We start from the raw sequence: 26,395 nt of genomic DNA on the forward strand, positions 1-26,395 counted from the left end.
ACCCATCAGGCTTGCTCCAGCGCCTTCATCCGATCGAGCACGGTTTCCGAGGTCGGGTCCCGCATTTCATCGACGATCTGCCCGTCGGCCAGGAACACCACCCGGTCGGCGAACCCGGCGGCGTGCGGCTCGTGCGTGACGATCACCACGGTCTGCCGGAACTCGTCCACCGCGGCTCGCAGAATCGACAGCACCTCCTCGGAGGCCTTGGAGTCCAGGTTGCCGGTCGGCTCGTCGCCGAAGACGATCTCCGGTTTGGCCGCCAGCGCCCGCGCGCAGGCCACCCGCTGCTGCTGCCCGCCGGACAACTCGCTGGGGCGATGGGTGAGCCGATCGTTGAGGCCGAGCCGTTTCAGCACGGTGTCCAGCCACTCCTGGTCCGGTTTGCGCCCGGCGATGTCCAGCGGCAGCGTGATGTTCTCCAGTGCGGTGAGCGTCGGCACCAGGTTGAACGCCTGGAAGACGAAGCCGATCCGGTCGCGCCGCAGCCGCGTCATCTGCTTGTCCGAGAGCCCGGCCAGGTCGGTGTCACCGATCCGGACGGTGCCCGTGCTGGCGCTGTCCAGTCCGGCCAGGCAGTGCATCAGGGTCGACTTGCCGGACCCCGAGGGGCCCATGATCGCCGTGAATTCCCCCTTCGCGAACTCGGCCGACACCCCGTCCAAGGCCCGGACCTGCGTATCTCCCGACCCATAGACCTTCACCAGGTCGATAGCGCGGGCCGCGACATCGGTCGGAACCGCCACTTCGGCGGTGTCGGAACCCAAAGCTTGCGAAGTCATGCACACCAGTCTTACCGGGTTCGCCCCCGCGCGCCATCAGGGAATTCCCCGACTCCTCCGGTATCGATGCGCCGCGGCGGGCTACGTGGTAGCGGGTTCGGTGTGCAGTTGGTCGACCATGGCGGCCAGCGACTTGGCCAATCGTGCATGGCCGGTGGCGAGCACATCGAGGCCGCTGGCGCCGACGGCACGGTTCATTGCCTGGTAAGCGAGCTGGCCGCGGCGGGTCGGGAATACCAGCACCCGGCGGCGATCGGTGTCGTCGACTTTGCGGTGCACCAGGTTGTCGGCGATCATCCCGTCGATCAACCGGGTCAGGTTGGCCCCGGTGAGCAGGGTCGCCTCCGCGAGGTGCGACATGGGATGGCCGACGCCGTCCACCACCGCGGCCAGGACGTGCCAGCGCGCGACCGAGTTCTCGCCGAGGCTGGTCGCGATGGCCCGGTCGAGTTCCTGCGATGCCCTGCGCACAAGCCGGGCCAGCTCCTCCAGCGCGGCGGGGGCGGTGCTATCGTCCACAGCAGTACTATAGCCAACCCCGTATGGTAAATATTCAAATGGAAATATACGGTGGTGATTTCCGTTGTCGCGCTCCGGTTTTCGTCGATCCACGGTAGACATCGCACTGGTGGTGCCGCTGAGCGGCACGGCGGGCATGTTCGGGCCCTCCTGTGAGGCCTGCGCCGCCCTGGCGATCGGCGACATCAACGCCGCGGGCGGCATCCTCGATCGGCCGGTCCGGCTGCACCCCGTCGACGCGGGCGCGCCGCTGCCCGTGCTCGCCGCGACGATCGACCGGATGGTCGGCACCGGGATGGTCGACGGCGTCGTCGGCTGGCATTTGTCCAACGCGCGCAAGGTGATCACCCCGCACACCGCGGGCCGGGTGCCCTACGTCTACACCACTTTCTACGAGGGCGGCGAGGACTCCGACGGCGTCTACATGGTGGGTGAGACCCCGGAGCAGCAGCTGTTCCCGGCGCTGCGCTGGCTGCGCGCCGAGCACGGCATCCGCCGCTGGTGCGTGGTCGGCAACGACTACGTCTGGCCGCGGGAAACCGCAAGGGCCACCCGGGAATTCGCGCTGACCACCGACATCGAGGTGGTCGGGCAGACCTTCGTCCCGCTCGGCGGCCGCGACTTCCGGCAGGCACTGGAGCTGGTCCGCCGCTCCCCGGCGCAGGGCGTGCTGCTGTTCATGGTCGGCGCGGACTGTGCCGCGTTCAACCTGGCCTTCGCCGAGGCCGGACTCGACGACGGCAGACTGCGGCTGAGCATGATGATCGGCGAGGACGTGCTGTACGCGGGCGGCGCCGACAGCACGCGCGGATTGTTCACCGCCAGTGGCTATTTCGAGAGCGTCGTATCGCCGGCCGGGATGGATTTCGGCGCACGTTACCTGCACGAGTTCGGCGCGGCCGGGCCCGCGCTCAACAACATCGGCGAATCCTGTTACGAGGGACTGCTGCTGTTCGCCTCGCTCGCCGAATCCGCCCGCAGCCTCGACCTGCGGGCCATCGAGCGCAACGCCCCCATGGTCAGCTACGGCGGCCCGCGCGGCGAGGTGCGGGTCCGCGGCGCGCACACCACCCAGCCGGTCTACCTGGCCGACGCCGACGCGCTCGAATTCAGTGTGCTCGCCGAACTGAACTCCTGAATCTCGTAACACGAACTTCACCTTGCGGTTTCGCTGCGGCGACCTGCCGGGCTTTGTATCGTCATCATACGAAACATATTCAAATGAAAATAATGAGGTCTGCGTGCCCCTTTACTGGTTCCACTGCCGCGCCTGCGGCGGCTTCGATCTCACCTTCACGATGGCCGACGTGCCCGCCGCCGCGCCGTGCCCGGACTGCGCGTCGAACAGCAAACGACAGTTCGGCGTCGCGGCGCTGATCCGGCCCGGCTCGTCGGCCACCCGGCTGATCGATATGACCGAACGCACCGCGAGCGAACCGTCGGTCGTCGCCGGGCCACCGCCGCGCCGGTCCGTGCCGGTGACGCGTAACCCGCTGCACCGCAAGCTGCCCCGCCCCTGACCCCGAAGGAGACACCATGCCCGAGTTACTGTTCCCGCTCGACTCCAGCAAGCGGTTCACCGAGCAGAAGGTCGTCGGCCACAACCGGTGGCACCCCGACATCCCCGCCGCGGTGACCGTCAAACCGGGCGACGAGTTCCGCGTGCACGTGCGCGAGTGGTTCGACGGCGCCATCCGCAACGACGACTCCGCCGAGGACGTGCTGAACGCCCCGCTCAGCACGGTGCACTGCCTGTCGGGCCCGTTCGCGATCGAGGGTGCGCAGCCCGGCGACCTGCTCATCGTCGACATTCTCGACATCGGCCCCATCCCGCAGGAGGACGCAGGCCCGCTCGCCGGTCAAGGCTGGGGCTACACCGGCATTTTCGCCACCGACAACGGCGGCGGCTTCCTCACCGAACACTTTCCCGACGCCTACAAGGCCATCTGGGATTTCAGCGGTCAGGCCACCACCTCGCGGCACATCCCCGGGGTGAAGTTCACCGGCATGACGCACCCCGGCTTGATGGGTACCGCTCCGTCCGCCGCGCTGCTGTCGAAGTGGAACGCCCGGGAGGAGGCGCTGATCGCGACCGACCCGCACCGGGTGCCGCCGCTGGCGCTGCCGCCCGAACCGCGCGACGCCGTGCTCGGCACGCTCGCGGGCGCCGAGTTCGACCGGGTCGCCGCCGATGCCGCGCGCACCGCGCCGCCGCGGGAGAACGGCGGCAACCAGGACATCAAGAACTTCACCCGCGGCAGCAGGGTGTTCTACCCCGTGTTCGTCGACGGTGCCCATCTCTCGGTCGGCGACCTGCACTTCTCCCAGGGCGACGGCGAGATCACCTTCTGCGGCGCCATCGAGATGGGCGGATTCATCGACCTGCGGGTCGATCTCATCAAAAACGGCATGGAGCTCTACGGCGTCAGCGAGAACGCCATCTTCGTTCCGGGTAACTCCGGCCCCAATTACTCTGAATATCTTGCTTTTTCGGGCACCTCGGTGACGCTCGACGGCGAACAGCGTTATCTCGACTCGCAGCTGTCGTTCGAGCGGGCCTGCCTGCACGCCATCGACTACCTCACCAAGTTCGGTTACTCCCCGGAGCAGGCTTACTTATTACTCGGCGCCGCGCCCATCGAGGGCCGGTTCTCCGGTGTGGTCGATATCCCGAATTCCTGTGCCACCGTGTACATTCCGACCGCGATCTTCGACTTCCCCGTGCTCCCGACCGCAGCCGGGCCGACACGGATCGACGCGGGCCCCGGCGCACCACGCGCCACCCGCTGACCGACCACGCGGTGCCGGTTGTGCGCGCCAGTCACAACCGGCCCGCTGTGTGATTGCTGAATCATTGCGGGTGTCCGTAGATAGAACTGCGGCAAACCGTGCGGTCGGCGTTCGTACGCAGGTGAATTAGTGGTCATCCGTCAAGTTACCGAATACCGCCCTGGCCCGAAGCCACGGTGGTTCAATCGAGAGGCGTGTGCTCTGAAGTAGCTATTGGTAGCGAAAGGAGTTCCATGGGCCCTACAGTCGCCGAACGGATTCGCCTGCGCGTCGATGGCTTTCAGACCGGCAGACTCGCCGGGCACTGGGGCGGGCGGCACATTCTGCACGGCGGTGTGCCCGACCACGGTGATGTCGTGCTCACCAGCAACGACTATCTGGCGCTGTGGGCCGATCCGCGGATCACCCACGCGGTGGAGACCGCGCTACGCGCCCCGACCTCCGGAAGACTCGCCGCGAGCGCGTTCCTGCGCGACGACCACCCGCAGGTGCTACTGGAACGTGCGCTCGCCGATCAGCTACGGTCGCCCGCCGGAATACTCTGCCAATCCGGCTGGAATGCGACTGTCGGGTTGCTGCAATCGATCGCGGATGCCGAGACTCCGGTCTACATCGACCAATTCGCCCACATGTCGTTCTGGCACGGCGCGCGGGCGGCCGGGGCGCCGATCTATTCGTTCCGGCACAACTTTCCCGGTCACCTGCGCGAGCAGATCCGCGCGCACGGGCCGGGCATCATCGCGGTGGACGCCATCTACGGCAACACCGGCAGCCGGTGCCCGCTGACCCACATGTGCGATATCGCCGACGAAACCGACAGCGTGCTCGTCGTCGACGAATCGCACGCGCTCGGCACCGACGGTCCCGCCGGGGCGGGCATGGTCGCGGCGCTCGGCCTCACCGATCGCGTGCCGTACCGAATCGCCAGCCTGGCCAAGGCCTTCGGCGGCCGGGCCGGGTTCGTCGGCGCGAACAGCATCGATTTCGTGGACTACTTCAAGCTGGAGTCGCATCCCGCGGTCTTCTCCTCGACCATGCTGCCGTACGAGATCGCCGGACTGGCCGCGACGCTCGAGATGATCCGGACCGACAACTGGCGGCGCCAGCGACTACGCGAGCTGTCGACCATGGTGCGCCGGGCGCTGACCACGCTCGAATTCGACCTGGCCGGCTCGGCCAGCCACATCGTCGCGCTACAGGCCGGACCGGACCTGCGGGCCGCCGCCATCCGGGACTTCCTGGAAATCCGCGGCATTTTCGGCACCCTGCTGTGCCCGCCGCACACCGCACGCAATCACACGCTGATCCGCTTCTGCCTGCACGCGGGCCTCACCGACCAGGCCGTCGACCGGATCATCGACGCGTGCACCGAAGTTCGCACCCGGTTCGGCGCGATGCCACCGGTCGAGCCGTTCCCCAAGCCGAGCGCACCACCACCCAGACACGCGCAGACATCAGCGACCGGTTGAGTGACACCGTGCGCGGAGGAGTCCCCGCGCACGGTGTCGCATCACTAACCGGTGGCGAGCACGGTGCCCGCGCCGACCGTGCGGCCACCCTCCCGGATGGCGAAGCCGAGCCCCGGCTCCAACGGCACCGGGCGGCCCAGTTCGACGGTCACCTCGACCGTCTCCCCCGGCATCGCCACCCGGATGTCGCCGGGCAGCGTCACGTCGCCGACCACGTCACCGGTGCGGATGTAGAACTGCGGGCGGTAGCCGGTGGCGATCGGCGTCCGCCGGCCGCCCTCCGCCGCGCCGAGCAGGTAGACGCGGGCGGTGAACCCGCTGTGCACGGCGACGCTGCCGGGTTCGACGACGACCTGGCCGCGGCGGACCTGATCGCGTTGCACGCCGCGCAGCAGCAGCGCGACATTGTCGCCCGCCTCCGCGACATCCATGGTGCGGCCGAAGGTTTCGACGCCGGTGACGACCGAGGTGAGCTCGTCACCGAGGCCGAGCACGGCCACCCGATCGCCGAGCCGGACCCGGCCGCGTTCCACCGCACCGGTGACCACGGTGCCGCGGCCGGTGATGGTGAGCACGTTCTCCACCGGCAGCAGGAACGGCGCGTCGGTGTACCGGACCGGGGTCGGCACGTGCGTGTCGACGGCGTCCAGCAGCTCCAGCAGCGCGGCCGTCCACCGCTCGTCGCCGTCCAGCGCACGCAGCCCGGAGACCCGGACGACCGGCAGGCCGGCGCCGGGATAGCCCTGCGCGGTGAGCAGTTCACGCACCTCCAGCTCGATCAGGTCGAGCAGCTCCGGGTCACCCGCGTCGGCCTTGTTCAGGGCGACGACGATGTGCTCGACGCCGACCTGGCGGGCCAGCAGCACGTGCTCGGCGGTCTGCGGCATCACCCCGTCCTGCGCCGAAACCACCAGGATGGCGCCGTCCAGCTGGGACGCCCCGGTGATCATGTTCTTCACGAAGTCGGCGTGACCCGGCATGTCGATGTGCGCGTAATGCCTGGTCGCCGTCTCGTATTCGACGTGCGCGATATTGATGGTGATGCCACGCTGCGCCTCCTCCGGCGCCCGGTCGATCCGGTCGAACGGCACGAAGCTGCCGCCGCCCCGCTCCGCGAGCACCTTGGTGATCGCCGCGGTGAGCGTGGTCTTGCCGTGGTCGACGTGGCCCATCGTGCCGATGTTGAGGTGCGGCTTGGTGCGCACATAGGTCTTCTTGGACATGGTTTTTCCTGGTTTGCCTGGCGGGCACGAGCGAATGTGCCCGACGATGTCGAGCGGGACCTCAGCGACGGGGCGACCTTCCCCGTCCGAGGTCCCGGGACATCCCGGGGAAGGTCAGCTTCGGGCTCCGTCGAGCTGCGCGGCAGATGCTGCCGAGGCGGCCAGGACAGCAGCCATCGCGCCCGCGACTGCGGACGATGCGACGATGGCATAGCTGAACATGCTGGGAATGGTAAGCGTCGAGACCCGCTGAGCGCGACGCATTTTCCGGGCGCCGGGGGCGCGCAATCGGCCACCGCCGTGCGAGGCCCGCGGTTCGCCACGCGAGCGTCACCGCCCGTGGGCTGTCGGAGTGCTTACTCGCCGCTGAGGTAGGTCATGCGCCAGTGGACCGCTGGCTGACCCATTCGAAGGCTTCGGCTTTTGATCGTGCGCCTTCGGCGGTGCGGGAGCGGTTGGGTTCGCCGAGGTCGGCGAGGAGGTTTTCGGAGAGGTCGACCAGGGTGGCGAGGGTGGTGGGGGTGAACCTGGCTCTTATATACATCCGGCGCTGCCGACGAAGGCTTAGGGGGGGGTCTCGGGGGGTCCCGCGTTCTTTCACAGGAACGGGTGGAGAGTGNAGGGTGGTGGGGGTGAACCAGGCGGGGCGGGTGGCGAAGAGGATGTCTTCGGTGGCGGTGTTGCCGCTGGCGCCGGGGGCGAAGGGGCAGCCGCCTAGGCCGCCGAGTGCGCCGTCGACCATGGTGGCGCCGGCCGTGATGGCGGCCAGGGTGTTGGCTACACCCATGCCCCAGGTGTCGTGGCCGTGGAAGACGATGCGGCGCTGGGGGGTTCGGGTGTGGACGGCGGAGACCAGGGCGGCGACCTCGCCGGGATGGGCTTGGCCGAGAGTGTCGGCGAGCACGATGTCGTCGGCGCCCGCGGTGCGCGGGTCGTTGGCGATGGCGAGGACGCGCTCCGGATCGACCGGGCCGTCGAAGGGGCAGGTGAAGCTGGTGGCCAGGCACAGCTGGATCGAGCCGCCCACGGCAGCGGCGAGCCGGACCGCGTCGGGCATCGCGGCGACGCTGTCCTCGGTGGTGCGGCCGATGTTGGCCTTGTTGTGCGCGTCCGAGACCGAGAAGCAGTACTGGAAATTGCGCACCCCGGCCGCGGCCGCCTTCTCGACGTGCCGCGGCGTGGCCACCCACACCCAACAGTGTTGCAGCTCTTCGGGACTCAGCGCGGCGATGAGCTCCATGGTGTTGGCCATCGGCGGCACCAGGTCGGGCCGCGCCATCGAACCGATCTCCAGCGCGGGCACCCCGAGCCCGAGCAGCCGCCGGACGAGGTCGGCCTTCTGCTCGACCGGCAGCACCTTCCCGGTGAGCTGCAAGCCGTCACGCAGAGTCACGTCGCGCAGGACCGCCGAGCTCACCGCTCGTCCCGCTCCTGCCGCGGCGCGCACATCACGCCGCCCCACGGCTTTTCGTGCACGCCCGCGGGGTTGGGATGCACGGTCGGCCGGGTGAACCCCGGCGAACGGATGTCGCGTGGTCCGCGTCGCGGCGGTCGCCTGCGGTCTTCCCTCATTTCGCCTCCAAGGCGTCGATCTCGCTGTCGCTCATGCCGAGTAGCCCGGACAACACCTCGTGCGTGTGCTCCCCCAGATCGGGTCCGACATTGCGGATGGGCAGGGACTGTTCGCCGATCACCGGGACGATGCCGGGGAAGCCGACCGACTTCGGTTCCGCCGCACCGACATCCACCGAGAACTGCTGAATCATGTTGCGCGCCTTGTACTGTTCGTCGGCGACGATGTCGGCCGCGGTGTAGATGGGGCCGCACGGGATGCCCGCGGCCTCCAGGATCTTCAGTGCCTCGGCCCGCGTGTGCCTGCTGGTCCACTCGGTGATCGCGGCGTCGAGGCGAACGTGGTTGCGCCAGCGGCCCGCGTTGTCGTGTAGTTCCGGGTCGGCGGCCAGATCGGGGCGGTCGATCACCTGCATGTAGCGCTGGAAGATGGCGTCGCCGTTGCCGCCGATGATGATGCTGACGCCGTCGCTGCACGGGTAGGCGTTACTCGGGGCGATGCCCTCGACGAGTCCGCCGGTGCGTTCGCGTTTGATGCCGTAGGCAAGGTAGTCGGGCACGAGGGATTCCATCACCGACAGGATCGTCTCGTTGAGGGCGACGTCGATGACCCGCTCGCGCAACGGAATCGGCGTCTCGTCCGGCTTGCGCTCGCGCTGGAACAACGCCATCACGGTGCCGAACGCGGCATAGACGCCCGCGATGGAGTCACCGATGGACACGCCCGTGCGCACCGGCGGCCGGTCCGGTTCGCCCATCAGTTCGCGCAGGCCGCCCACCGCCTCGGCGACGGCGGCGAAGCCCGGCCGGGACGCGTGCGGTCCGGTCTGCCCGTAGCCGGAGATCCTGGTGATCACCAGATCGGGGTTCGCCGCGTTGAGCACCTCCGGGCCGAGCCCCCACTTCTCCAGCATCCCGGGGCGGAAGTTCTCCAGCAGCACATCGCAGCGGCGGACCAGGTCGAGCACGACGGCGCGGCCCGCTTCGCTGCGTAGGTCCAGCGTGATCGACTTCTTGTTCCGGTTGACGGTGCGGTAGAGCATGGAGGTGTCGCCGCCGTAGAGCCGCCAGTTGCGCAGCTCGTCTCCCGCCTTCGGCCGCTCCACCTTGATCACCTCGGCGCCGAAGTCGCCGAGGATGCGCCCGGCGGTCGGCGCGGCAATGTAATTGCCCAGCTCCAGGACGCGAACACCGTCCAACGGCCGAATACTCATCGCACCAGTGTCTCAGGGGCCGCAGCGGCAGCGCACGACGACACCTCGCTGGGACCCATCTACCCCACGTGCTCGCGCAGGTAAGCCAGATCCTCGGCCACCCCGTCGGCGGGGGTTTCCAGGATGACCGGGGCGTCGGCGGACTTGCAGACCTCGGCAAGTAGCTGGGGGTCGATGGTGCCGTCGGCGAAGTTGGCGTGGCGGTCGGCGCCGGAGTTGAACTCGTCGCGCGAGGAGTTCAGGTGCACCAGGTCGATGCGGCCGGTGATCGCCTTGATGCGGTCGACGACGCCGATCAGTTCCTCGCCGCCCGCCCAGGCATGGCAGGTGTCGAGGCAGAAACCCGCGCCGAAATCGCCGACGGCGTCCCACAAGCGGGCGATCGAGTCGAAATGCCGCGCCATCGCGTGGTTACCGCCCGCGGTGTTCTCGATCAGGATCGGCACCGCGAAGCCGCCCTTGTCCTGCTGGCGTTCGAACAGTTTGCGCCAGTTGTCGACGCCGGTCTCCAGCTCGGCGTCCGAGCGCACGTGCCCGCCGTGCACGACCAGACCGATCGCGCCGAGGTCGGCGGCGGCCTTGGCCTGCTGGGCGACCGCGTTGCGGGAGGGCATGCGCAGGCGATTGTTCAGGCTCGCCACATTGATCTGATAGGACGAGTGCACCACCACGTCGATCGGGCTGGCCACGATCTCCTCGGTCCGCGGGTGCGGGGTGGGTTTGTCCCAGCTCTGCGGGTCGACGACGAACATCTGGATGACGTCGGCGCCGAGTTTCTCGCCGAAGCCGATCGGGTCGCCATCGAGCCTGACATGTGCGCCAATCTGCATAGGGGCCAGCTTAACGACCACCACCGACAGCCAGCCGCAGACGGCGAACCGGGATGTGTTGCATCGCGGGAGCCCAGCGAGATACATCGGTAGTATCCGCGCGCTCGACCCGACAACGGGGGTGAATACCGTGTTGCAGACCGACGATGTCGTCGCCGGCCAGGTTCTCGATGGTGCCCTTGACCGGCCTGCCCCCGCCTTCTCCGGCGGGCCATCGGAACAGTGACTACTGCTATGGTTTCGATGTTTTCCGTGGTCCGGCCCGTGCCTGATCGCGCGTTCTTATGCTGTACGCCTGTTCGTCGGTGGGTCCCGGCGGGCGGCGGGAAGTGGAGCAGACATGCTGGCCAGCGGTGACGTTTTCGCCGGTTATGTCATCGAGCGGCAACTGGGTCGCGGTGGCATGGGATCGGTCTACCTGGCGAAACACCCTCGGCTGCCGCGCCTGACCGCGTTGAAGCTGTTGAACAGGGAGATGTTCTTCGACAAGGAGGTGCGGGCGCGGTTCGAACGGGAGGCGGATCTGGTCGCCCAGCTCGACCACCCGAATATCGTCACGGTCTACGACCGCGGGCTCGAGGCCGAGCAGCTGTGGATCTCCATGCAGTTCATCGACGGCATCGACGCCGCATCGGTGCAACCGCAGGCGCTGCCGCCCGAGCGCGCCGTGCAGATCGTCAAGGAAACCGCGGACGCCCTCGACTACGCGCACGGCATCGGTGTGCTGCACCGCGACGTGAAGCCCGCGAACATCCTGCTGGCGCGCGGCGGTGGTGGCCGCGGCGAGCGGGTGTACCTCACCGACTTCGGTATCGCCCGCTTCCGGGACGACACGGGCCATCTCACGCAGACCGGAACCTTTACCGCCACACTGGCTTACGCGTCGCCCGAGCAGCTCACCGGTTCGTCGCTGGACCATCGGTCGGATCAGTATTCGCTGGCGTGCTCGCTGTTCTGGTTGCTCACCGGGACCGGCCCGTTCTCCGCGACCAACCCCGCGGCGGTCATCCAGGGTCATCTGCAAGGTGCGCCGCCCGCGCTGAGCAGCCACCGCCAGGGCCTGCCGTACGCGCTGGACAGGGTGCGGGCCAGGGCTATGGCGAAGCGACGGGAGGACAGGTCCCCCAGCTGCGCCGACTCCGCGGCCGCCGCCCGCCACGCCCTGACCAATCCGAGCGTGCCCTCGATGCCGGTGGCCGGCGGGCCGCGGCCGTTCACCGCGCCACCGACGGCGGTGGCCGGACCACGGCCGACCACCGGGCCGAGGCCGACCACCGGACCCCGGCCCCTATACCCCTCCGACCCCGCCGGAGAAGGNCGGACCCCGCCCCACCACCGGAGGGCCCACCCCCACCACCGGCGCGCCCTACCCGGCGCAGTACGGCCAGCCGACCAGCGGGCCGAATCACCTTGCGGGATCGCCGTTCACGCCGCCGCCGGCCACGCTGGCCGCGCCGCAGTACGGCAACGGCCAGGCACCACAGCCGACCGCCCCGTACGCGGGGCAGCAGTTCGGCAACAACTACGGCCCGCCGCCCATGTCGCCGGTCGGCGTCGCCGGACGGCCGCCGAAGAAGTCCAACGTCGGCGTCATCATCGGCATCTGTGTCGGTGTGGTGGTGCTGCTCGTGGTGACGCTGGCCATCATCGGCGCGGTCAGCGATTCGACCGCCTCCGGCGGCGATACGACACCGAGTTCGGTCGCATCCGGCGTGAACGGGCCCGGTAAAACGGTGCCCGCGACCGTGGACTCGATCAGTGCCGAGTTCCCGCGCATGGTGCCCGCCACCAAGTCCGAGCAGGTCGGCTACAACGGCGCCAAATGCTGGGAAACCGACGCCACTTACACGCCGTCGCCGAGCGAGGGCGACCCGGAGTTCGGTGACTGGGCCTGGCAGTGGCGCTGCTACGGCGGCGGTGACAGCTCCGACCCGCTCTATCGCATCTACGTCTACAAGTCCGCCGCCGACGTGCAGGCCGTGCTGAACACGCTGCCCGCCAACACCAAATCCACCGACACCAACGGCGGAAAGTCCTACACCAACTACAAATACGACACGGGCGGCCCGAAGATCGTCACCGCCTTCACCGGCGATCCGGACCGTGCCCAGTACCTGATGTTCACCGACGGCTCCGGCGACATCGATCGGACCCTGCGCTGGTGGCGCTCGGCGCCGCTGAACTGATCCATGCTGCATCCCGGAGAGATATTCGCCGGGTACACCATCGAACGGCTGCTCGGTCGCGGCGGCATGGGCTCGGTGTACCTGGCGCGGCACCCCCGCCTGCCACGGTTGACGGCGATGAAGCTGTTGAACCCGGAAGTGTTCCACGACAAGGAGATCCGTACTCGGTTCGAGCGGGAGGCCGACCTGGTCGCCCGGCTGGATCACCCGAACATCGTGACCGTGTTCGACCGCGGCGTCGAGGATGAGCGGCTGTGGATCTCGATGCAGTACATCGACGGCACCGACGCCGCCGGGGTGGACGCGCGGTCCTTGCCGCCGGAGCGCGCGGTGCAGATCATCGGCGAGACCGCCAAGGCGCTCGACTTCGCGCACCGTCGTGGCGTGCTGCACCGAGATGTGAAGCCCGCCAACATTCTGCTCGAACGCACCGCAGGCGCCGGCGAGCGGGTGTTCCTGACCGACTTCGGCATCGCGCGCTTCCGCGACGACACCGGGCGGCTCACGCAGACCGGAACATTCACCGCTACTTTGGCGTACGCGTCACCGGAGCAGCTGTCGGGTGCGCTGCTCGATCACCGCTCGGACCAATACTCGCTGGCCTGCACGCTGTTTCGGCTGCTGACCGGCACGGTGCCGTTCGACGCCACCAACCCGGTCGCGGTGATCCAGGGACATTTGCAGGTGCCGCCACCACCGGTCAGCCGGTTGCGGCCGGGGCTGCCGGTGGCGCTGGATGCGGTGCTGGCCAAGGCGATGGCGAAGCGACCCGACGGGCGGTTCGATTCCTGCGCCGAATTCGCCGGTGCCGCTTGGCGGGCGCTGACCGCACCGCAGGAGCTCGCGTCACCTGCAGTGCCGCAACAATTTGCGCCGTCCTCTGCACGGCAACAATTTGCGCCCTCCGCGTCGCCGCATCAGCAGCCCCAGCGTGCCATCGCGCAAGGTAGACCCGACGCCGGACCCTCCCGCAGCGGCCCAGTTCCCGTGCAGCGCCCCAAGTCCAACGCCAAGCTCGGCGGCGGCATCGGCGTGCTCCTGGTGCTCGGACTCATCGCCTCGCTCATCATGTCCTCCCGCGGCGAATCAGGTTCGGCGGGACCGACGGTCACCACGACCGTGACCACACCACGCGCTACCGTCATCGCCGACCCCACCGAGCCGCCGAGCTCGCCACCACCCGCGACGACCGCCGACCCCGCTCAGGTGGGCACGAACGCGGCGGCGCTCAGCGCCGAGTTCCCGGCGATGCTGCCGAAAACCACTGCCCAGCAGCTGGTTCACTCCGGAACGGGCTACCACAAGGCGGGCTGCTTCGCCTATGACCCGGCTTCCGCGCCGACCATCGACGAGGAGGATCCCGCCTTCGGTGCCTGGCTGGTGATGTGGCGCTGCTTCGGCGGCACCGAGAACAAAGCGGCATTCTCCTTCTACCTCTACAGCTCCCCCGCCGACGTCCGCGCCGCGCTCGACGCCTTACCCGTCAACGACCGGACCACGGCCACCAATCACGGCCACGCCTACACCAATTACACGCTGCACAACAGCAGTACCCGGCGCCCGCGCATGATCACCGAGTTCACCGCCGCCCCGCAACGCGCCACGATCCTGATGTACAGCGCGGGCTTCATCGCCACCGAGTCCGAGCTGATGCAGTGGTGGACCGAAGCACCACTGAACTGAGCGGGCTGACCACCCACCCACTACGGCTGGAAGACCCAGGCGCTCAACCGAATGCGTGGTGCACGAACTCGTGGGTCGGATGGAAGCCGATGGACTGGTAGATCTTGCTCGATGTGCGGTTGGCGGTGTCGGCGAACAGGCACACGTTCAGGTTGTCGGCGCGCAAGACTTGCGCGATGTGCGCGGTGACGGCGCTGGCGTAACCGTGCCCGCGCTCCTGCGCCGGTGTGTACACCAGGCCGACCCGGGACCAGCCGTGCACCGGAAGGTGGTGGGCGGCAAAGCTGGTCGGGCGGCCGTCGCGCTCCCAGAACCACATCAGTCCGGCCGCGACCCGGTTGCGGATGGTCGCCTTGTCCAGCCCGGGCGGCGAGATTCCAGCCTCGGCGCGCATGGCCTCGGCCCATTCGAGACACAGCTCGACCTCGGATTCGGTTGCCCGGCGCGGACTCCCGGGCACATCGGGGATACGCAACGCACCCAGCCGGTACAGCCTGGTGGTGTAGGACGGTTGCACTCCGACCCCGAAGCGGTCGCTCCACCGCTTGGCAAAGATGTCGGCGTCGGCCGCAAGCCCTTCTACCCCGGCGCTTTCCGGTGCCACCTCGGCCAGCGCGTCCGCCACCGCGCTCGCGCCGCCCTCCGGCAGCTCGCCCAGGTACATGTCCCGGTCCGCGACCCGCATGGCGACACCGGTCACGGACGCGCCGTCGCCGTACAACGCCAGAAATCGCGAGCCGCCGTCGGCGGCCTGGAGGCCCGCCACCTGGTTGGCGATGCTGGTGCTGATCACGGTGTGCCGCAGCGGATCACGGAGCAGGAACGACTCGGTGCGCGAGCGGAACTCGGCCGCATCCGTGCTGATCTCGATCCTCATGATCACCACGGTAGGCGGCGGATGCGTTGCGCGCCCGCGTGTCTCGCCGGCCTGCCACCACGACCGACCGGTGGTCGAGTCGGCCTGCCGGCTCAGTTGGGTTCGGCGTCAATCCGTTTCGTTGCCGCCACGGCCACCTGTGCGAAGTTTGAGCAGGACCAGCCCTGCGGTGCACGCGAGAATCAGTCCGGCGACGGTGATTTCGACGTGTAGGCCTGCGATGCCGAGGACAGCCCCGACGATGCCGCCAATGAAGATCAGCCAGGCGAGTGTCCGCGAAAGAATCGTGGACAGCGAGCGCGCTGACCCGTTCGACACGAGATGCTGCGAAGAAGCCGACACCGCATCCTTGGCGGCTGCGGACGACTCCTGCTGCGACGCTGTCGAGTAAGCTCCCATCATCTACTCCTCGATGACGCCGATCAGAGAACCAATGCCGCGTTCATCACACAACGCTTCTCTCATCTGGGTACAGGCGTCTCACGCGTAACTTTGCTCACACGCTACGACCATGCCGCGCCATATGACAGCGACACGTGCCCACGACACGCCGAAGAGACCAATTCGATATCTGAGTTACCGGCGTTTAAAATGGGTGGGTCCGACGCACCGGCGGCGACCGCTTCGCCTGGCCCGGTGGACCGCGCTCGAGTAAGGTGATGCCCACTCGAACCGCAGCAGGAGTTGTCACCGATGGAGAGCACCAGGACCAAGATCGCAGGTCCGGCGATCGCCGCAGGCGCGATCTCCGTCGGGCTAGTCCTCATCGGCGCCTGCGGAATCGGCAAACAGGACACCTACGTCGCACCCCCGCCGTTGCAGTCGGACCCGAATGTCGCGCCCGTGGTGCACTCGGGCACCAGCGTGACGGTGCCGAAAGTGTCGATTCCGCCGTCGCCGACCTGGCGTATCGCCCCCTATCAAGCGCCCCAGGCGACGCCGTTCACCGGGTTCGCCACCACGACGTCGGGCGAGCCGGCCCCGGAAGAGTCGCACGGGATTCCACCGCACGAGACCCCGTCCGAGGACACCCGCCCACCGGCCACCACCACCGAGGCGCCTACGACGGAAGCGCCGACGACCAGGCCGACCACCACCAGGCCGACCAGGCCGCGGCCGACGACCACGACTCCGGACGAGCCGACCACTCGCCCGTCCGAAAGCCCGTCCGGCGGATTGAACAGCGACCACGAGTAGACCCGCGGTGGTGCGCAGAACACGCACCACCGCAAGGATTTACAGCTCGGGCAGCTCGTGCTCGCCGACCCGCGCGCTGAGCACCCGCAGATGCTCCAGCCCGCCGCCCAGCGTGCGTTCGATGGCGGTCAACCTGGCCACGTAGTGACTGACCGGGTACTCGGCGGTGACGCCGATCCCGCCGTGCAGCTGGATCGCTTCCTGACCGATGTGCCGCGCCGAGCGACCGACCTGGAGCCGGGCCCGCGAGGCGACCTGGTCGTCGATCGCACCGTCGGCCGCGGCCGCGGTGGCGTAGAGGCTCATGCTGCGCGCGAGTTCCAGCGACACATACATGTCCGCCGCTCGATGCGTGAGCGCCTGGAACTTCGACAGGGTGACCCCGAACTGCTTGCGCTGCTTCAGGTAATCGGTCGTCAAGCGCAGCGCCTCCTCCATCGCACCGATGGATTCCGCGCACAGGCTCGCCTGCGCTTGGCCCTGTGCGGCCCGAATCGCCTCGGCCGCATCGACTTCGCCGCCGAGCAGTTCGGCCGCTGCCTGATCGAGCTCGACCTGCGCGCCGCGCTGCCCGTCCACCGTGCGGTAGGCCTTGCGGCTGACGCCCTGAGCATCGGCGGCGACCAGGAACAGCCCGGTGCCGCCGCCCGGCAGCTGTGCGCTGACCACCAGCTCGTCGGCGCAGTCGCCGTGCGTCACCGGATTCTTGATGCCGGTCAGTGCGTACGAATCACCCTGCGGCACAGCGGTGGTGGCCAGTTCGGTGGCCGGCCAGCGCACGCCGGGTTCGGCGTGCGCGAAGGCGAGCAGCTTGCTGCCCGAGGCCACCTCGGGCAGCACGCGCTGCCGCTGTTCGGTGCTGCCCGCGAGGGTGATCAGCGCGCCGGGGATCAGCACCGCATCGAGGATCGGCTCCGGCGCCAGCCTGCGCCCCACCTCCTCGAGCACCACCATGGTCTCCACCGGGCCCGCGCCCACGCCGCCGTCGTCCTCGCTGAAAGTCAGTCCGAGCACGCCGAGTTCGGCGAGCTGCTGCCACACCTCACGGCTCCAGCCGAGTTCGGTGTCGGTCACCTTCAGCCTGGTCTCCGGGTCGTAGTTGCGAGCGAGCAGCTCACGCACCGTGTCCCGCAGCATTTCCTGTTCATCGGTGAGATCGAAATCCATGGCGGCGCCTCACAATCCGAGGATCGTGGAGGCGATGATGGTGCGCTGCACCTCGCTGGAGCCTCCGTAGATGGTTGTCTTGCGGTAGTTCAGGTAGCTGGGACCACTGCGCTGCGCCCACCCGGGCGAAGCGATGTCGTCGGCGCCGACCGGCACCGCATCCGGGCCCGCGATATCGAGCAGCAGCTCGGTGGCGGCCTGCTGCAACTCCGAGCCGCGCAGCTTCAGCACCGAGGACGCCGGATTCGGCTTGCCGTCCGAGGAGTTCGAGACCACCCGCAACTGGGTGAGTTCCAGCGCGAGCAGCTCGTTCTCCAGTTCGGCGAGCCGCGCCGCGAACAGCGGATCCTCGAGCAGGGTTGCGCTGCCCGACCTGGTCTGCGCGGCATACTCTTTCGCCACGCCGATCTTCACCTTGGTGCGACCGACGCCGGTGATGCCGGTGCGTTCGTTGCCGAGCAGGAACTTGGCGTAGGTCCAGCCCATGTTCTCCTCGCCGACCAGCTGATCGGCGGGCACCCGCACGTTCTCGAAGAACACCTCGTTCACCTCGTAGCCGCCGTCGATCAGCTTGATCGGGCGGATGGTGACACCGGGTGATTTCACGTCGAACAGCAGGAACGAGATGCCCGCCTGCTTCTTCGGCGCGCTCGGATCGGTGCGCACCAGGCAGAAGATCCAGTCCGCGTACTGGGCCAGGGTGGTCCAGATCTTCTGGCCGTTGACGATGTAGGAGTCGCCGTCGCGCACCGCGGTGGTGCGCAGCGAGGCCAGGTCCGACCCGGCGTCGGGCTCGGAAAAGCCCTGGCACCACCAGATGTCGAGCGCGGCGGTGGGCGGCAGGAAGCGCTGCTTGAGCTCCGGCGAGCCGAAGTGCGCGATCACCGGGCCGACCATCTGGGCATTGAACGTCAGCGGGTCCGGCACCGAGGCGAGCTGCATCTCGTCCTGCCAGATGTGGCGCTGCATCGGGGTCCAGTCCTTGCCACCCCACTCGACGGGCCAGTTCGGCACCGCGAGGCCGTGGTCGTTGAGGGCCTTGTGCGAGCGGACGATGTCGTCGCGGGACAGCTCCCGGCCGTATTTGAAGCGCTCACGGATGTCGGCGGGGATCTCGGTCCGATAGATGTTTCGCAGTTCGTCGCGGAAGGCGACTTCATCGGGGGACAGGCTTATTTTCATACGCAGCTCCGTCTGTGTCTCGTACGTCCGAGTCCAACCTACCCTCCGGTAATCCTCCACTGTCGACTGGATCACACAGGTAGGACACGCTCGGCGGGCGTCAACCGGGGGTGGACACCGGCGCTACCTGGGCGGCACCTCGGACGAACTGGTACGTTGCTGGACGTGGGTTGGGGACCCCGAGACTTTGCGTATCGAGGAGTTCGAGTGAACGGCAGGACCATCGCACGAGCCAGTACGGCCGTGGCAGCGCTCGGCATCGGCGCGGCACTGACCCTGGGTGGCCCGGCCACCGCCGATCCCGAACCGTCACCAGTGGACGCCGGACTCACCCACCTCACCGAGATCGCGGGCCCGGACCCGGCCGTGCAGGCGGGTGTCGGCGCGCTGACGCAGTACACCAAGCTCGCCGACGTCGCCGGATTGCGCCACGTGACGAGCGCCTTCACCCCGTTCGCCTACGCCGCACCCACTTTCGGCTGTGGCAGCGTCGGCCCGGTCACCACGATCATCGCGGCCGCGACCACCGACGGCGGCGGCAACAACCAAGACCTCAATATCGCGCCGGGCACGCTGCGGTTCAGCGCGACCCCCGCGCACACCGGCGCGCCGCTCGCCTCCGGCCTCGTGGTGGCCTGGGTGAACATCAACAACGGCGCCAGCGGCATCGACTCGCTCGACGACCTCACCGAGTACGGCCTCCCGTCGCTGTCCAAGACGGTGCACAGCGGACCCGGCACGGTGATCGCCTCGATGTGGGGCATCATCAACTACCCGTTCGCGAACTGCGTGATGACGCCGACCGTCGGCACCTTCATGGTGCCGGACCAGCCGGTTAACCACCCGAGCAATCCGGCGAACACGACCGGTCCCGGACTGACCGCGCCCGGCCCCAACGGGACCGAGATCGGCCCGGCGCCGGCCCCCGCACCGTCCGCTGCGCCGCGGCCCGCGCCCGCGCCGGGGGTGGTCGGTACCGCCGGGGGCGCCGCGGTGCACGGCGAGTTCACCAAGCCTGCCGGCTGACTCGGCGGCACCGCCACGACGAACGGTGCCGCACAGCCTGATTCAGCGCACCTTTGCGAAGAACGCGCGGATATCGGCCACATGCAGCTCAGGCAGTTCCATCGCCACGAAGTGATTGCCGGTATTGCCCTTCGGCCAGTGCACGATGTCGTTGTCGCGCTGGGCAAGTCGCAGCATCAACGCTGATCCCCCACCGTAAACGCCGGTCGGAACCCGCTTCTGCCCCTTCGGCCAGGCAAATCCGTTGTCCCCGAGCCCGTTGTACATCGGCCAGGACGAGGTGGCCGCCGTATTGGTGAACCAGTACAGGCTCACGGTAGTCAGCAGATGGTCACGGTCGATCACATCCTCGGCTTGCTCGGCGAGCGGGGCGAATTCGTTGAACTTGTGCATGAGCCAGCCCAGCAGGCCGACCGGGGAGTCGGTCCACGCGTGCGCGAAGGTCTGCGGGGCGGCGCGCAGCAGCTCGTGGTGGTTCACGCCGGTCATCCACTGCTGCATGAGATCCCATTCGGCGCGCTCGTCCGGTGTCATGGTCGGCACGTCGGCCGCGCTCGGCATGCCGATACCACCATCGATGTGCACGCCGATCACTCGGCCCGGCGCGGCGATCGCCATTTCCGGCGCGATATAGGCGCCGAGATCGCCGCCCTGGGCACCGAATCGCTGGTAGCCGAGCCGCTCCATCAGTACCAGCCACATCTCGGCCACCCGCTGCGGCGTCATCCCCACCTCGCGCGGCGCTGCCGAGAACGCGAAGCCGGGCACCGACGGCACCACCACGTGGAAGGCCTGCGCCGGGTCGAGTCCGTGCTTGCGCGGGTCGGCGAGCAGGCCGATGGTTTTGCTGAACTCGGCGAAGGTGTTCGGCCAGCCGTGGGTCAGGATCAGCGGCACCGCGTCCGGCTCGGGCGAACGGACGTGCACCAAATGCACGTCGAGGCCGTCGATCTCGGTAAGGAACTGCGGAAACTCGTTGAGTGCCGCTTCCTGTGCCCGCCAATCGAATTCGGTCCGCCAGTACTCGGCGAGCTCGCGCAGGTAGGTGACGGGCACGCCACGCTCGCGTCCCGCACCGGGCAGCTGGGCCGACCAGCGGGCCCGGCTCAGCCGGTCGTGCAGGTCGTCCAGGTCCGCCTGGGCGATGTCGATGCGGAACGGGCGAACAGCGGTGCGGTGGTCGGTCATCGAGAGGCTCCTCGTGTGTCGGTCGTTCGATCCGAGCACTACGTTAGGAAGCATCTAGGACCATCTATGTCCTAGTTGTCTGGCACTCTGAGATTCATGAACGACACCCCCGCCCGCCTGCTGCGTCTGCTGTCGCTGCTGCAGACCCCACGCGAATGGCCGGGCAGCGAACTGGCCGAACGACTCGGCGTCACCGATCGCACGGTGCGCCGCGATATCGACCGATTACGCGAACTCGGTTATCCGGTCGAGGCGACGGTGGGTGCGGCGGGCGGCTACCGGCTGGTTGCGGGATCGGCGCTGCCGCCGTTGCTGATCGAGGACGACGAGGCGGTCGCCATCGCGGTGGGACTGCGGGCCGCGGCGGGCTACGCGGTCGCGGGCATCGAGGAGGCGTCGGTGCGCGCGCTCACCAAACTGGAGCAGGTCCTGCCCGCGAAGCTGCGCCGCAGGGTGCGGGTGCTCGGCCCCGCGCTCACACCGCCCGCCGATACCGGCCCGCTGGTCGATCCGGAGGTGCTGACGGCGCTGGCCGCCGCCGTAACCAACAGGGAGCGAGTGCGTTTCACGTATCGCGACGGCCGTGGCACGCAATCGCGCAGGCATGCCGAACCCGTCGGACTTGCTCCGGTCCGGCACCGCTGGTACCTGGTCGGCTACGACGTCGATCGCGACGACTGGCGCGTCTACCGGGTCGACCGCGTCGAGCGGGTACAGCCGACCGCCGCTCGCTTCGCCCCGCGCGAACTGCCCGCGGCCGATCCCGCCGCCTACGTGGCGGGGCGCCGAACCGACTGGGGTACGCCGACTTTCCGGCTCTCCGTCACCATTCACGCACCCGCACAACGGATCGCCGGCCGGCTCGGCGACGACCCGGGCGACCTCGTCGCGATCGACGAGAACTCTTGCCGCCTGGACGCCCTCCGCGACGACTCACCGGAGTGGTTGGCGCACCGGCTCATCACCCTCGGCGCCGACTTCGAGGTGCACGAGCCGCCGGAGTTGGTCCGACAGTTGCACACGGTCTCCGCGCGCATCGAGCGCGCCGTAGCCGGCCCGAACGCGAAAGCTCAGCGGGACAATTGAATACGCAGCACCGCGCCGCTCTCGGTACCTGCCAGCAGCTCGTTCGGCTGTCCCGGCGTGGCGACCACCGACGTCAACGGCTGGCCGGTGAGCACCGCGCAGGCCGCACCGGTCGCGGGATCGACGCGGACGAGCTGGCCGGACAGGGTGGTCACGTACAGGATGCCGTCGGCATCGATGTGCAGATCGTCGGCGAAGTCCGGCACACCGGGCAGCGACGAGGCGAGGTTCGCGATCACAGTTTGCGCACTCGGGTCATCGATCGCGAGGCGGACGAGCTGGCCGAGCGTGCTTCCGTTAACCGTCACGTAGAGCGAATTACCCTGCACGACAATGCCGTTGGCTCCCGTCCTGGCCGCCTTCTCGGTCCAGGCGGTATCGACACTGCCGTCCGTACGCACCCGGATGACACCGGACATGGCGGCGATATAGAGATTGCCTGCCGCATCGAAGGCGGCGCCATTGGGCATGGGGAAGCCGGAGACGAAGACCTCGGGCTTCGGGTCCGCGGCCGCCGGATCGAAACGAACGACGCCGCCGGGGCGGATCGCACTGGTGGGCGAATCACCGTAGACGACATAGAGCAACCCGTCCGGTCCGCTGCGGACGGCGCCGGGGAACTCGACGGGGACGGTTGCGGTGAGCGCACCCGAGCGGTCGTAGCGCTGCACCTCGTTGCGGTAGATCCGGGAGACCCACAGGTTGCCCTCGGCGTCGTAGCCGACGTTCTCCGACCAATCGAGCACCGGTATACCGGCGGGTACCGCGGTCGCGGCCTGCGCGGGCGCGCACGAGGCGATCGGCTGCGCGGCGGCAGCGGGGTCCGCGGCGGCGACCGGTGCGGTGCAGGCCAGGGCAACCAGCGCCGCCGACCACAGCAGGGAACGCCGGGGCGATGGGCGACGAAGTTTTCTCAACGGGCACCTCGGGTCTCTGCAAGCCGACACAGCAATCTGCGGGCAGTCTAGCCACCTGGACAACGGCCTTCCGGCCCGATACCGACCCTGGCCGGGGCGAAGGCGGTCCGGCGCCGATGCGAGGTCATCGTGAAGTCCACTGAGCGCCAAGATCTTTGGCAAGATCTCGGCATGCCCTTTTTCGACGGCGCCCGTGGCCGGATGCACTATCGGCGGTGGCCGAGCGAAAATCGCGTCGCGACAGTGCTGCTGCTGCCCGGGCTAGGCCAGCACAGCGGCCACTACCACCGTTTCGCGCGGTCGCTGAAGGCCGCGGGCATCGGGACCTGGGCCCTCGATACCTCGGGTCATGGACTGAGCGAGGGCGATCCACGCAAACCGGGCACGCTGGCCGAGCTGGTCGCGGACGCGCGGCAGATGTTCGACCTCGTGCGGGCGACCGAGCCGCAACCCCCCTTGATCTTGATGGGCCATTCGCTCGGCGCGGTCACCGTGCTCGGCATGTTCGGTGCCGCGGTACCGGATCCGGGCGAGACGACCACGGATTCGACGATTGTGGAACGCGATCTTCCGCTGCGACCCGCCATCCCGACCGATGCGGTGTCCGGCGTGGTGCTGTCCGGCGTGCCGAAACGGGCGCTCGGCGGTGGCGCCCCCGGCGCGCCGGGTTCCGCACTGCCACGCCACCTTCCGGTGCTCGCCGTGCACGGCGTCGAGGACCGCCGGGCGCCGATTGATGCGGTGAAGGTATGGACTCGACGCCACGAATCGGTAGATTTACGGGCGTACACCGACGCCGGGCATGATCTGCTGCACGAGCCGGTGCACGCGCGGGTCGCTGCCGACATCGCGGACTGGATGCAGGGTGTCGTCGTGGGGTTGGCACGGCGCCCGTGAACTGAGCCTCGCTCAGAGATGAGGAAGGGGGACGTCGAGGTGCCATCGAACGAGAACGCCAACGGTGTCGGACGCCCGGATCTGTCCATAGTCACGGCGCCCGGCGTCACCGTCGCCGCCTTGCACAGCGCGGTCGATGAGGGGGAGCTGTGGATCGACGGCATGCTGGTGGCCGAGGGCGTGCACGAAAAGTGCGCGCGCCGCTACGAGCAGCTGGCCAACCAGATCGAAGAACAGATGCGATTACTCAGCGCCGCCTCGTCGCTGCCGGGGTTCGGCGGGTTCGCCTCCGGTGACGCACTGCGCGCGGGTTTCGAGAACAAGGCGCACGGCGCACTCACCCGGCTGTGGGAATACGCCGAAGCCGCCAGGGAACTCGCGCTCACCTTCCGCGCCGCAGGCTCGGCCTATCAGGGCGCCGACTCCCTGCTCGCGGCGTCGGTCGGCCGGATCGACGCGGAGGGAACCGCCCATGCGTAGATTGCCGCACACGCCGGGCCAGACGTTCGTCCGGCGCAACGACCCGCCCTACGCGCCGAACGTCGAGATCTTCGACAGCATGACCCACCGCGAAATCCACGAGAAGGTCCAGCTGCTGAAGCCCGCGGTGCTCGCGGGTGGGCAGCAGGCCTGGGGCGACGCGGCCGCCGGACTGGCCGACGCGGTCGCGCAGGCGCACCTCGAGGTCCGTGCGGCCATCGCCGACGGCTGGCGCGGCGGCGCGGCGCAGAAAGCCGCCGACGCCGTGCACGCGTTCGAGCAGACCGGTCAGGACCTCGCCGACGTGCTCGCGGTGGTCTCGCAACGGCTCGGTCAGGCCGGCGACGCGGCCGAGGCGCTGCGGGCCGCGGTGTCCGCGCCGACCGCGAAGGCGCCCGATCTCGGTGCGGCGCTGCTGGATCCGAGCCAGGCCACCAGCAATATCGCCGACCAGAAGTCGGCCGAGCACACCCGCCAGGACATCGTGCGGGCGATGAACGACATCTACGCCGGTGTGTTCATCCCGACCGGCACCGACGTGCCCGCGTTCGGGGACCAGCAGTCCGGCGACGTGCAAGTCACCACCTATACGACACCGGTCGCGAAGATCGCCGGGCCCGGACTCGGCGCGGAAAACCCTGTCGCGCCGCCGGTTACGTTGGACGCACCCTCGGACACGAGCCGGCTCGTCGGCGAATCGGCAGCCGCACCTGAGGCCGAGGAAGCTGTCGCTACCGAAGAGCAGCCGACCGAGACCACGCCGGCCACGGTTGCCGCGGCGAACGGTATTACCGATGCGGTCGCCGGAAGTATCTCGGCACCCACGCCTCTCCATGTCACTGCGGCCGGAGTAGATGCTCCGCAGACCTCGGCACCGGCCGCGGTCGGCTCCGCGCCGAGCTCCAGTGCGATCACCGCACCGAACACCACCACCGCGTCGGCGGCGCCGCAGGTCGTCGTGCCGGGTACCGCGGCTCCGGCCGCGCCCGACGAGCAACGCAAACGCGACGAGCGGCGCAGGGACAGCACAAGTGACGCGGTCACCGGACTCGGCGCGGGCGCGATGGGCGGACTGATGGGCGGTGCGATGGCCATGGGCGACGCACCGCGCCAAGGATCCAGCGTCGCCGCGAACGCCGCGAACGCGACCGCCCGCGCCACCCGCTACGACGACGAAGACGAGGACGACTTCCACTTCGACGATCTGCCGACCTTCCTCGAACCGGCCGACGACAACGGCGAGCTGATCGGTGCCATCGATCCGACCACGCCACCGGTGCTCGGCGAGTGGACCGAGTTGGAGTGAATTGGACGCTGACGCCGGACCAGTTCGCGCTGGCCTGGGCGCGCACCGACGGTGATCGCATGCCCTATCCGCTGGCCGTTCGGCTCTCCGCGCGCGACACCGAGGAGCGGGACGCGCAGCTACCGGCGTTGCACAGTTGGTGCGATCGGGTGCTCGACGCCGACCTGGAGGCGGCACTGCGGGTGCTCGGCGCGCCGGAACTGCGGATTGAGGTGTACGGCGAACGCGACAGCGCGGCGGGGCCGGACGATGCGGTCGTCCGGCCGGTGCGGGTGCTCGGAGCCGCGGCGGGCAATGTCGCGGTGGTGGCCGCGCAGCGCCCGGGCGCGACCGCCGACCACGGTGGCGACATCCGGCTGTTCGTCGGCAGCGTGAAAAGTCTCACCGCCCGGGTGGTTTCGATGCTGCCGGAGAAATCCCCGGGCACCACACCCCGGCTGACCGCACCGCTGGCGCGCGTCGGCGAGGACAGCCGCGACCTGGTCACCGTGCCGGTTGCCGGGCCGACGGTGCCCGCCCGCATCCGCCGGATGCTGCGGCAGCCGAGGGACGGCATCGGCCAGATCGTGGTGTCCGCCAGGCGCGGCGACGGCGAGCTGCGCCCGTTCGGGGTGCTCTGCTGGATCGATGTGTGCGACGACGGCCGCTACTCGGTGCGCACCGGCACCGATGTCGACATCGTTCCGGTCACCGCGCACGGCTTGATCGCTCAGCTGCGCCCGATGGTCACTGCCGCCGAGCGCACCATTACCTACGCTCAGCGCTGGTAAACCCCGCCGCCGCACACCTTTTGATTTCCCGCAC

At 68.8% G+C, this 26,395-nt stretch carries 27 protein-coding genes; 14 read left to right on the forward strand and 13 right to left on the reverse strand.

Annotated features, from left to right (window positions below; genetic code table 11):
• Positions 1-5 precede the first annotated feature (5 nt).
• Both DBO33_RS36090 and DBO33_RS36095 read right to left on the reverse strand, forming a co-directional pair.
• Positions 6-782: an ABC transporter ATP-binding protein gene (locus DBO33_RS36090; RefSeq protein ID WP_107659034.1), complete on the reverse strand. Its 777-nt coding sequence runs from the start codon at positions 780-782 to the stop codon at positions 6-8.
• Between the two features lie 81 nt (positions 783-863).
• On the reverse strand, positions 864-1,301 hold the full coding sequence (locus DBO33_RS36095; protein ID WP_234391233.1) for a MarR family winged helix-turn-helix transcriptional regulator: 438 nt from the start codon (positions 1,299-1,301) through the stop codon (positions 864-866).
• 64 nt (positions 1,302-1,365) lie between these two features.
• Between DBO33_RS36095 and DBO33_RS36100 the strand changes: the two genes are divergently transcribed.
• The 4 genes from DBO33_RS36100 (at position 1,366) to cqsA (ending at position 5,560) form a co-directional block, all read left to right on the forward strand.
• Positions 1,366-2,439 (forward strand): substrate-binding domain-containing protein, encoded by a 1,074-nt coding sequence (locus tag DBO33_RS36100; RefSeq protein ID WP_107659035.1) that lies wholly within the window; start codon positions 1,366-1,368, stop codon positions 2,437-2,439.
• A gap of 103 nt (positions 2,440-2,542) precedes the next feature.
• Positions 2,543-2,821 (forward strand): FmdB family zinc ribbon protein, encoded by a 279-nt coding sequence (locus DBO33_RS36105; RefSeq protein ID WP_107659036.1) that lies wholly within the window; start codon positions 2,543-2,545, stop codon positions 2,819-2,821.
• A 16-nt stretch (positions 2,822-2,837) separates the two neighbouring features.
• The gene (fmdA, locus tag DBO33_RS36110; protein ID WP_107659037.1) at positions 2,838-4,091 is read left to right on the forward strand and encodes a formamidase; all 1,254 of its coding nucleotides are present in this window, start codon (positions 2,838-2,840) and stop codon (positions 4,089-4,091) included.
• Positions 4,092-4,324: 233 nt separating this feature from the next.
• Positions 4,325-5,560 carry an alpha-hydroxyketone-type quorum-sensing autoinducer synthase gene (gene cqsA / locus DBO33_RS36115; RefSeq protein ID WP_107659038.1) on the forward strand — a complete coding sequence of 412 codons (1,236 nt, stop codon included), beginning with the start codon at positions 4,325-4,327 and terminating at the stop codon, positions 5,558-5,560.
• A gap of 44 nt (positions 5,561-5,604) precedes the next feature.
• Here the strand turns inward: cqsA and tuf are convergent, their stop codons facing one another.
• The 5 genes from tuf to DBO33_RS36140 form a co-directional block, all read right to left on the reverse strand.
• Positions 5,605-6,783: an elongation factor Tu gene (gene tuf / locus DBO33_RS36120; RefSeq protein ID WP_107659039.1), complete on the reverse strand. Its 1,179-nt coding sequence runs from the start codon at positions 6,781-6,783 to the stop codon at positions 5,605-5,607.
• Positions 6,784-7,159: 376 nt separating this feature from the next.
• The gene (locus tag DBO33_RS36130; RefSeq protein WP_234391235.1) at positions 7,160-8,200 is read right to left on the reverse strand and encodes a hydroxymethylglutaryl-CoA lyase; all 1,041 of its coding nucleotides are present in this window, start codon (positions 8,198-8,200) and stop codon (positions 7,160-7,162) included.
• Positions 8,197-8,355: a hypothetical protein gene (locus DBO33_RS43260; protein ID WP_159080695.1), complete on the reverse strand. Its 159-nt coding sequence runs from the start codon at positions 8,353-8,355 to the stop codon at positions 8,197-8,199. The genes DBO33_RS36130 and DBO33_RS43260 overlap by 4 nt, the downstream gene beginning before the upstream one ends.
• Entirely contained in the window at positions 8,352-9,569 is a 1,218-nt protein-coding gene (locus DBO33_RS36135; RefSeq protein WP_107659040.1) for a CaiB/BaiF CoA transferase family protein, read from the reverse strand. The genes DBO33_RS43260 and DBO33_RS36135 overlap by 4 nt, the downstream gene beginning before the upstream one ends.
• 59 nt (positions 9,570-9,628) lie before the next feature.
• A complete protein-coding gene (locus tag DBO33_RS36140; RefSeq protein WP_107659041.1) occupies positions 9,629-10,399 on the reverse strand; it encodes a deoxyribonuclease IV in 771 nt (256 codons plus the stop codon).
• Between the two features lie 403 nt (positions 10,400-10,802).
• Between DBO33_RS36140 and DBO33_RS36145 the strand changes: the two genes are divergently transcribed.
• From DBO33_RS36145 to DBO33_RS36155, 3 genes are read left to right on the forward strand one after another with little or no spacing between them, the layout of a single operon-like run.
• The gene (locus DBO33_RS36145; protein WP_456093898.1) at positions 10,803-12,128 is read left to right on the forward strand and encodes a serine/threonine-protein kinase; all 1,326 of its coding nucleotides are present in this window, start codon (positions 10,803-10,805) and stop codon (positions 12,126-12,128) included.
• Positions 12,129-12,144: 16 nt separating this feature from the next.
• Positions 12,145-12,585 (forward strand): hypothetical protein, encoded by a 441-nt coding sequence (locus tag DBO33_RS36150; protein WP_199856860.1) that lies wholly within the window; start codon positions 12,145-12,147, stop codon positions 12,583-12,585.
• 3 nt (positions 12,586-12,588) lie between these two features.
• On the forward strand, positions 12,589-14,268 hold the full coding sequence (locus DBO33_RS36155; RefSeq protein WP_107659042.1) for a serine/threonine-protein kinase: 1,680 nt from the start codon (positions 12,589-12,591) through the stop codon (positions 14,266-14,268).
• A 43-nt stretch (positions 14,269-14,311) separates the two neighbouring features.
• On the opposite strand, the gene DBO33_RS36160 is transcribed toward DBO33_RS36155, so the two are convergent.
• The gene (locus DBO33_RS36160) at positions 14,312-15,145 is read right to left on the reverse strand and encodes a GNAT family N-acetyltransferase (protein WP_159080696.1); all 834 of its coding nucleotides are present in this window, start codon (positions 15,143-15,145) and stop codon (positions 14,312-14,314) included.
• 108 nt (positions 15,146-15,253) lie between these two features.
• Complete coding sequence (locus DBO33_RS36165) at positions 15,254-15,544, reverse strand: hypothetical protein (protein ID WP_107659044.1); 291 nt, start codon at positions 15,542-15,544, stop codon at positions 15,254-15,256.
• Positions 15,545-15,838: 294 nt separating this feature from the next.
• Here DBO33_RS36165 and DBO33_RS36170 point away from each other — a divergent pair, with 294 nt between their 5' ends.
• Positions 15,839-16,342 (forward strand): hypothetical protein, encoded by a 504-nt coding sequence (locus DBO33_RS36170; protein ID WP_107659045.1) that lies wholly within the window; start codon positions 15,839-15,841, stop codon positions 16,340-16,342.
• 39 nt (positions 16,343-16,381) lie between these two features.
• Here DBO33_RS36170 and DBO33_RS36175 read toward each other — a convergent pair whose 3' ends face one another.
• Both DBO33_RS36175 and DBO33_RS36180 read right to left on the reverse strand, forming a co-directional pair.
• Positions 16,382-17,509 carry an acyl-CoA dehydrogenase family protein gene (locus DBO33_RS36175; protein ID WP_107659046.1) on the reverse strand — a complete coding sequence of 376 codons (1,128 nt, stop codon included), beginning with the start codon at positions 17,507-17,509 and terminating at the stop codon, positions 16,382-16,384.
• A gap of 9 nt (positions 17,510-17,518) precedes the next feature.
• A complete protein-coding gene (locus DBO33_RS36180) occupies positions 17,519-18,691 on the reverse strand; it encodes an acyl-CoA dehydrogenase family protein (protein WP_107659047.1) in 1,173 nt (390 codons plus the stop codon).
• A 207-nt stretch (positions 18,692-18,898) separates the two neighbouring features.
• On the opposite strand from DBO33_RS36180, the gene DBO33_RS36185 reads away from it, so the two are divergent.
• On the forward strand, positions 18,899-19,717 hold the full coding sequence (locus DBO33_RS36185) for a hypothetical protein (protein WP_234391236.1): 819 nt from the start codon (positions 18,899-18,901) through the stop codon (positions 19,715-19,717).
• A 42-nt stretch (positions 19,718-19,759) separates the two neighbouring features.
• Here DBO33_RS36185 and DBO33_RS36190 read toward each other — a convergent pair whose 3' ends face one another.
• Complete coding sequence (locus DBO33_RS36190) at positions 19,760-20,905, reverse strand: epoxide hydrolase family protein (RefSeq protein WP_107659048.1); 1,146 nt, start codon at positions 20,903-20,905, stop codon at positions 19,760-19,762.
• A gap of 96 nt (positions 20,906-21,001) precedes the next feature.
• Here DBO33_RS36190 and DBO33_RS36195 point away from each other — a divergent pair, with 96 nt between their 5' ends.
• Positions 21,002-21,991 carry a helix-turn-helix transcriptional regulator gene (locus DBO33_RS36195; RefSeq protein WP_107659049.1) on the forward strand — a complete coding sequence of 330 codons (990 nt, stop codon included), beginning with the start codon at positions 21,002-21,004 and terminating at the stop codon, positions 21,989-21,991.
• On the opposite strand, the gene DBO33_RS36200 is transcribed toward DBO33_RS36195, so the two are convergent.
• Positions 21,976-22,908, reverse strand: coding sequence for an SMP-30/gluconolactonase/LRE family protein (locus DBO33_RS36200; RefSeq protein ID WP_107659050.1), 933 nt, complete (start codon positions 22,906-22,908; stop codon positions 21,976-21,978). The two genes, DBO33_RS36195 and DBO33_RS36200, sit on opposite strands and share 16 nt — an antisense overlap.
• A gap of 171 nt (positions 22,909-23,079) precedes the next feature.
• Here DBO33_RS36200 and DBO33_RS36205 point away from each other — a divergent pair, with 171 nt between their 5' ends.
• From DBO33_RS36205 to DBO33_RS36220, 4 genes are read left to right on the forward strand one after another with little or no spacing between them, the layout of a single operon-like run.
• The gene (locus DBO33_RS36205; protein WP_107659051.1) at positions 23,080-23,805 is read left to right on the forward strand and encodes an alpha/beta hydrolase; all 726 of its coding nucleotides are present in this window, start codon (positions 23,080-23,082) and stop codon (positions 23,803-23,805) included.
• A gap of 18 nt (positions 23,806-23,823) precedes the next feature.
• Positions 23,824-24,285, forward strand: a complete 462-nt coding sequence (locus DBO33_RS36210; protein ID WP_234391237.1) for a hypothetical protein — start codon at positions 23,824-23,826, stop codon at positions 24,283-24,285.
• The gene (locus DBO33_RS36215; protein ID WP_159080697.1) at positions 24,278-25,591 is read left to right on the forward strand and encodes a WXG100 family type VII secretion target; all 1,314 of its coding nucleotides are present in this window, start codon (positions 24,278-24,280) and stop codon (positions 25,589-25,591) included. The genes DBO33_RS36210 and DBO33_RS36215 overlap by 8 nt, the downstream gene beginning before the upstream one ends.
• A complete protein-coding gene (locus DBO33_RS36220; protein WP_107659053.1) occupies positions 25,588-26,361 on the forward strand; it encodes an ESX secretion-associated protein EspG in 774 nt (257 codons plus the stop codon). The genes DBO33_RS36215 and DBO33_RS36220 overlap by 4 nt, the downstream gene beginning before the upstream one ends.
• Positions 26,362-26,395 lie beyond the last annotated feature (34 nt).

The sequence above is a fragment of the Nocardia suismassiliense genome (assembly GCF_900269665.1).
In the GTDB taxonomy this organism is placed as follows: domain Bacteria; phylum Actinomycetota; class Actinomycetes; order Mycobacteriales; family Mycobacteriaceae; genus Nocardia; species Nocardia suismassiliense.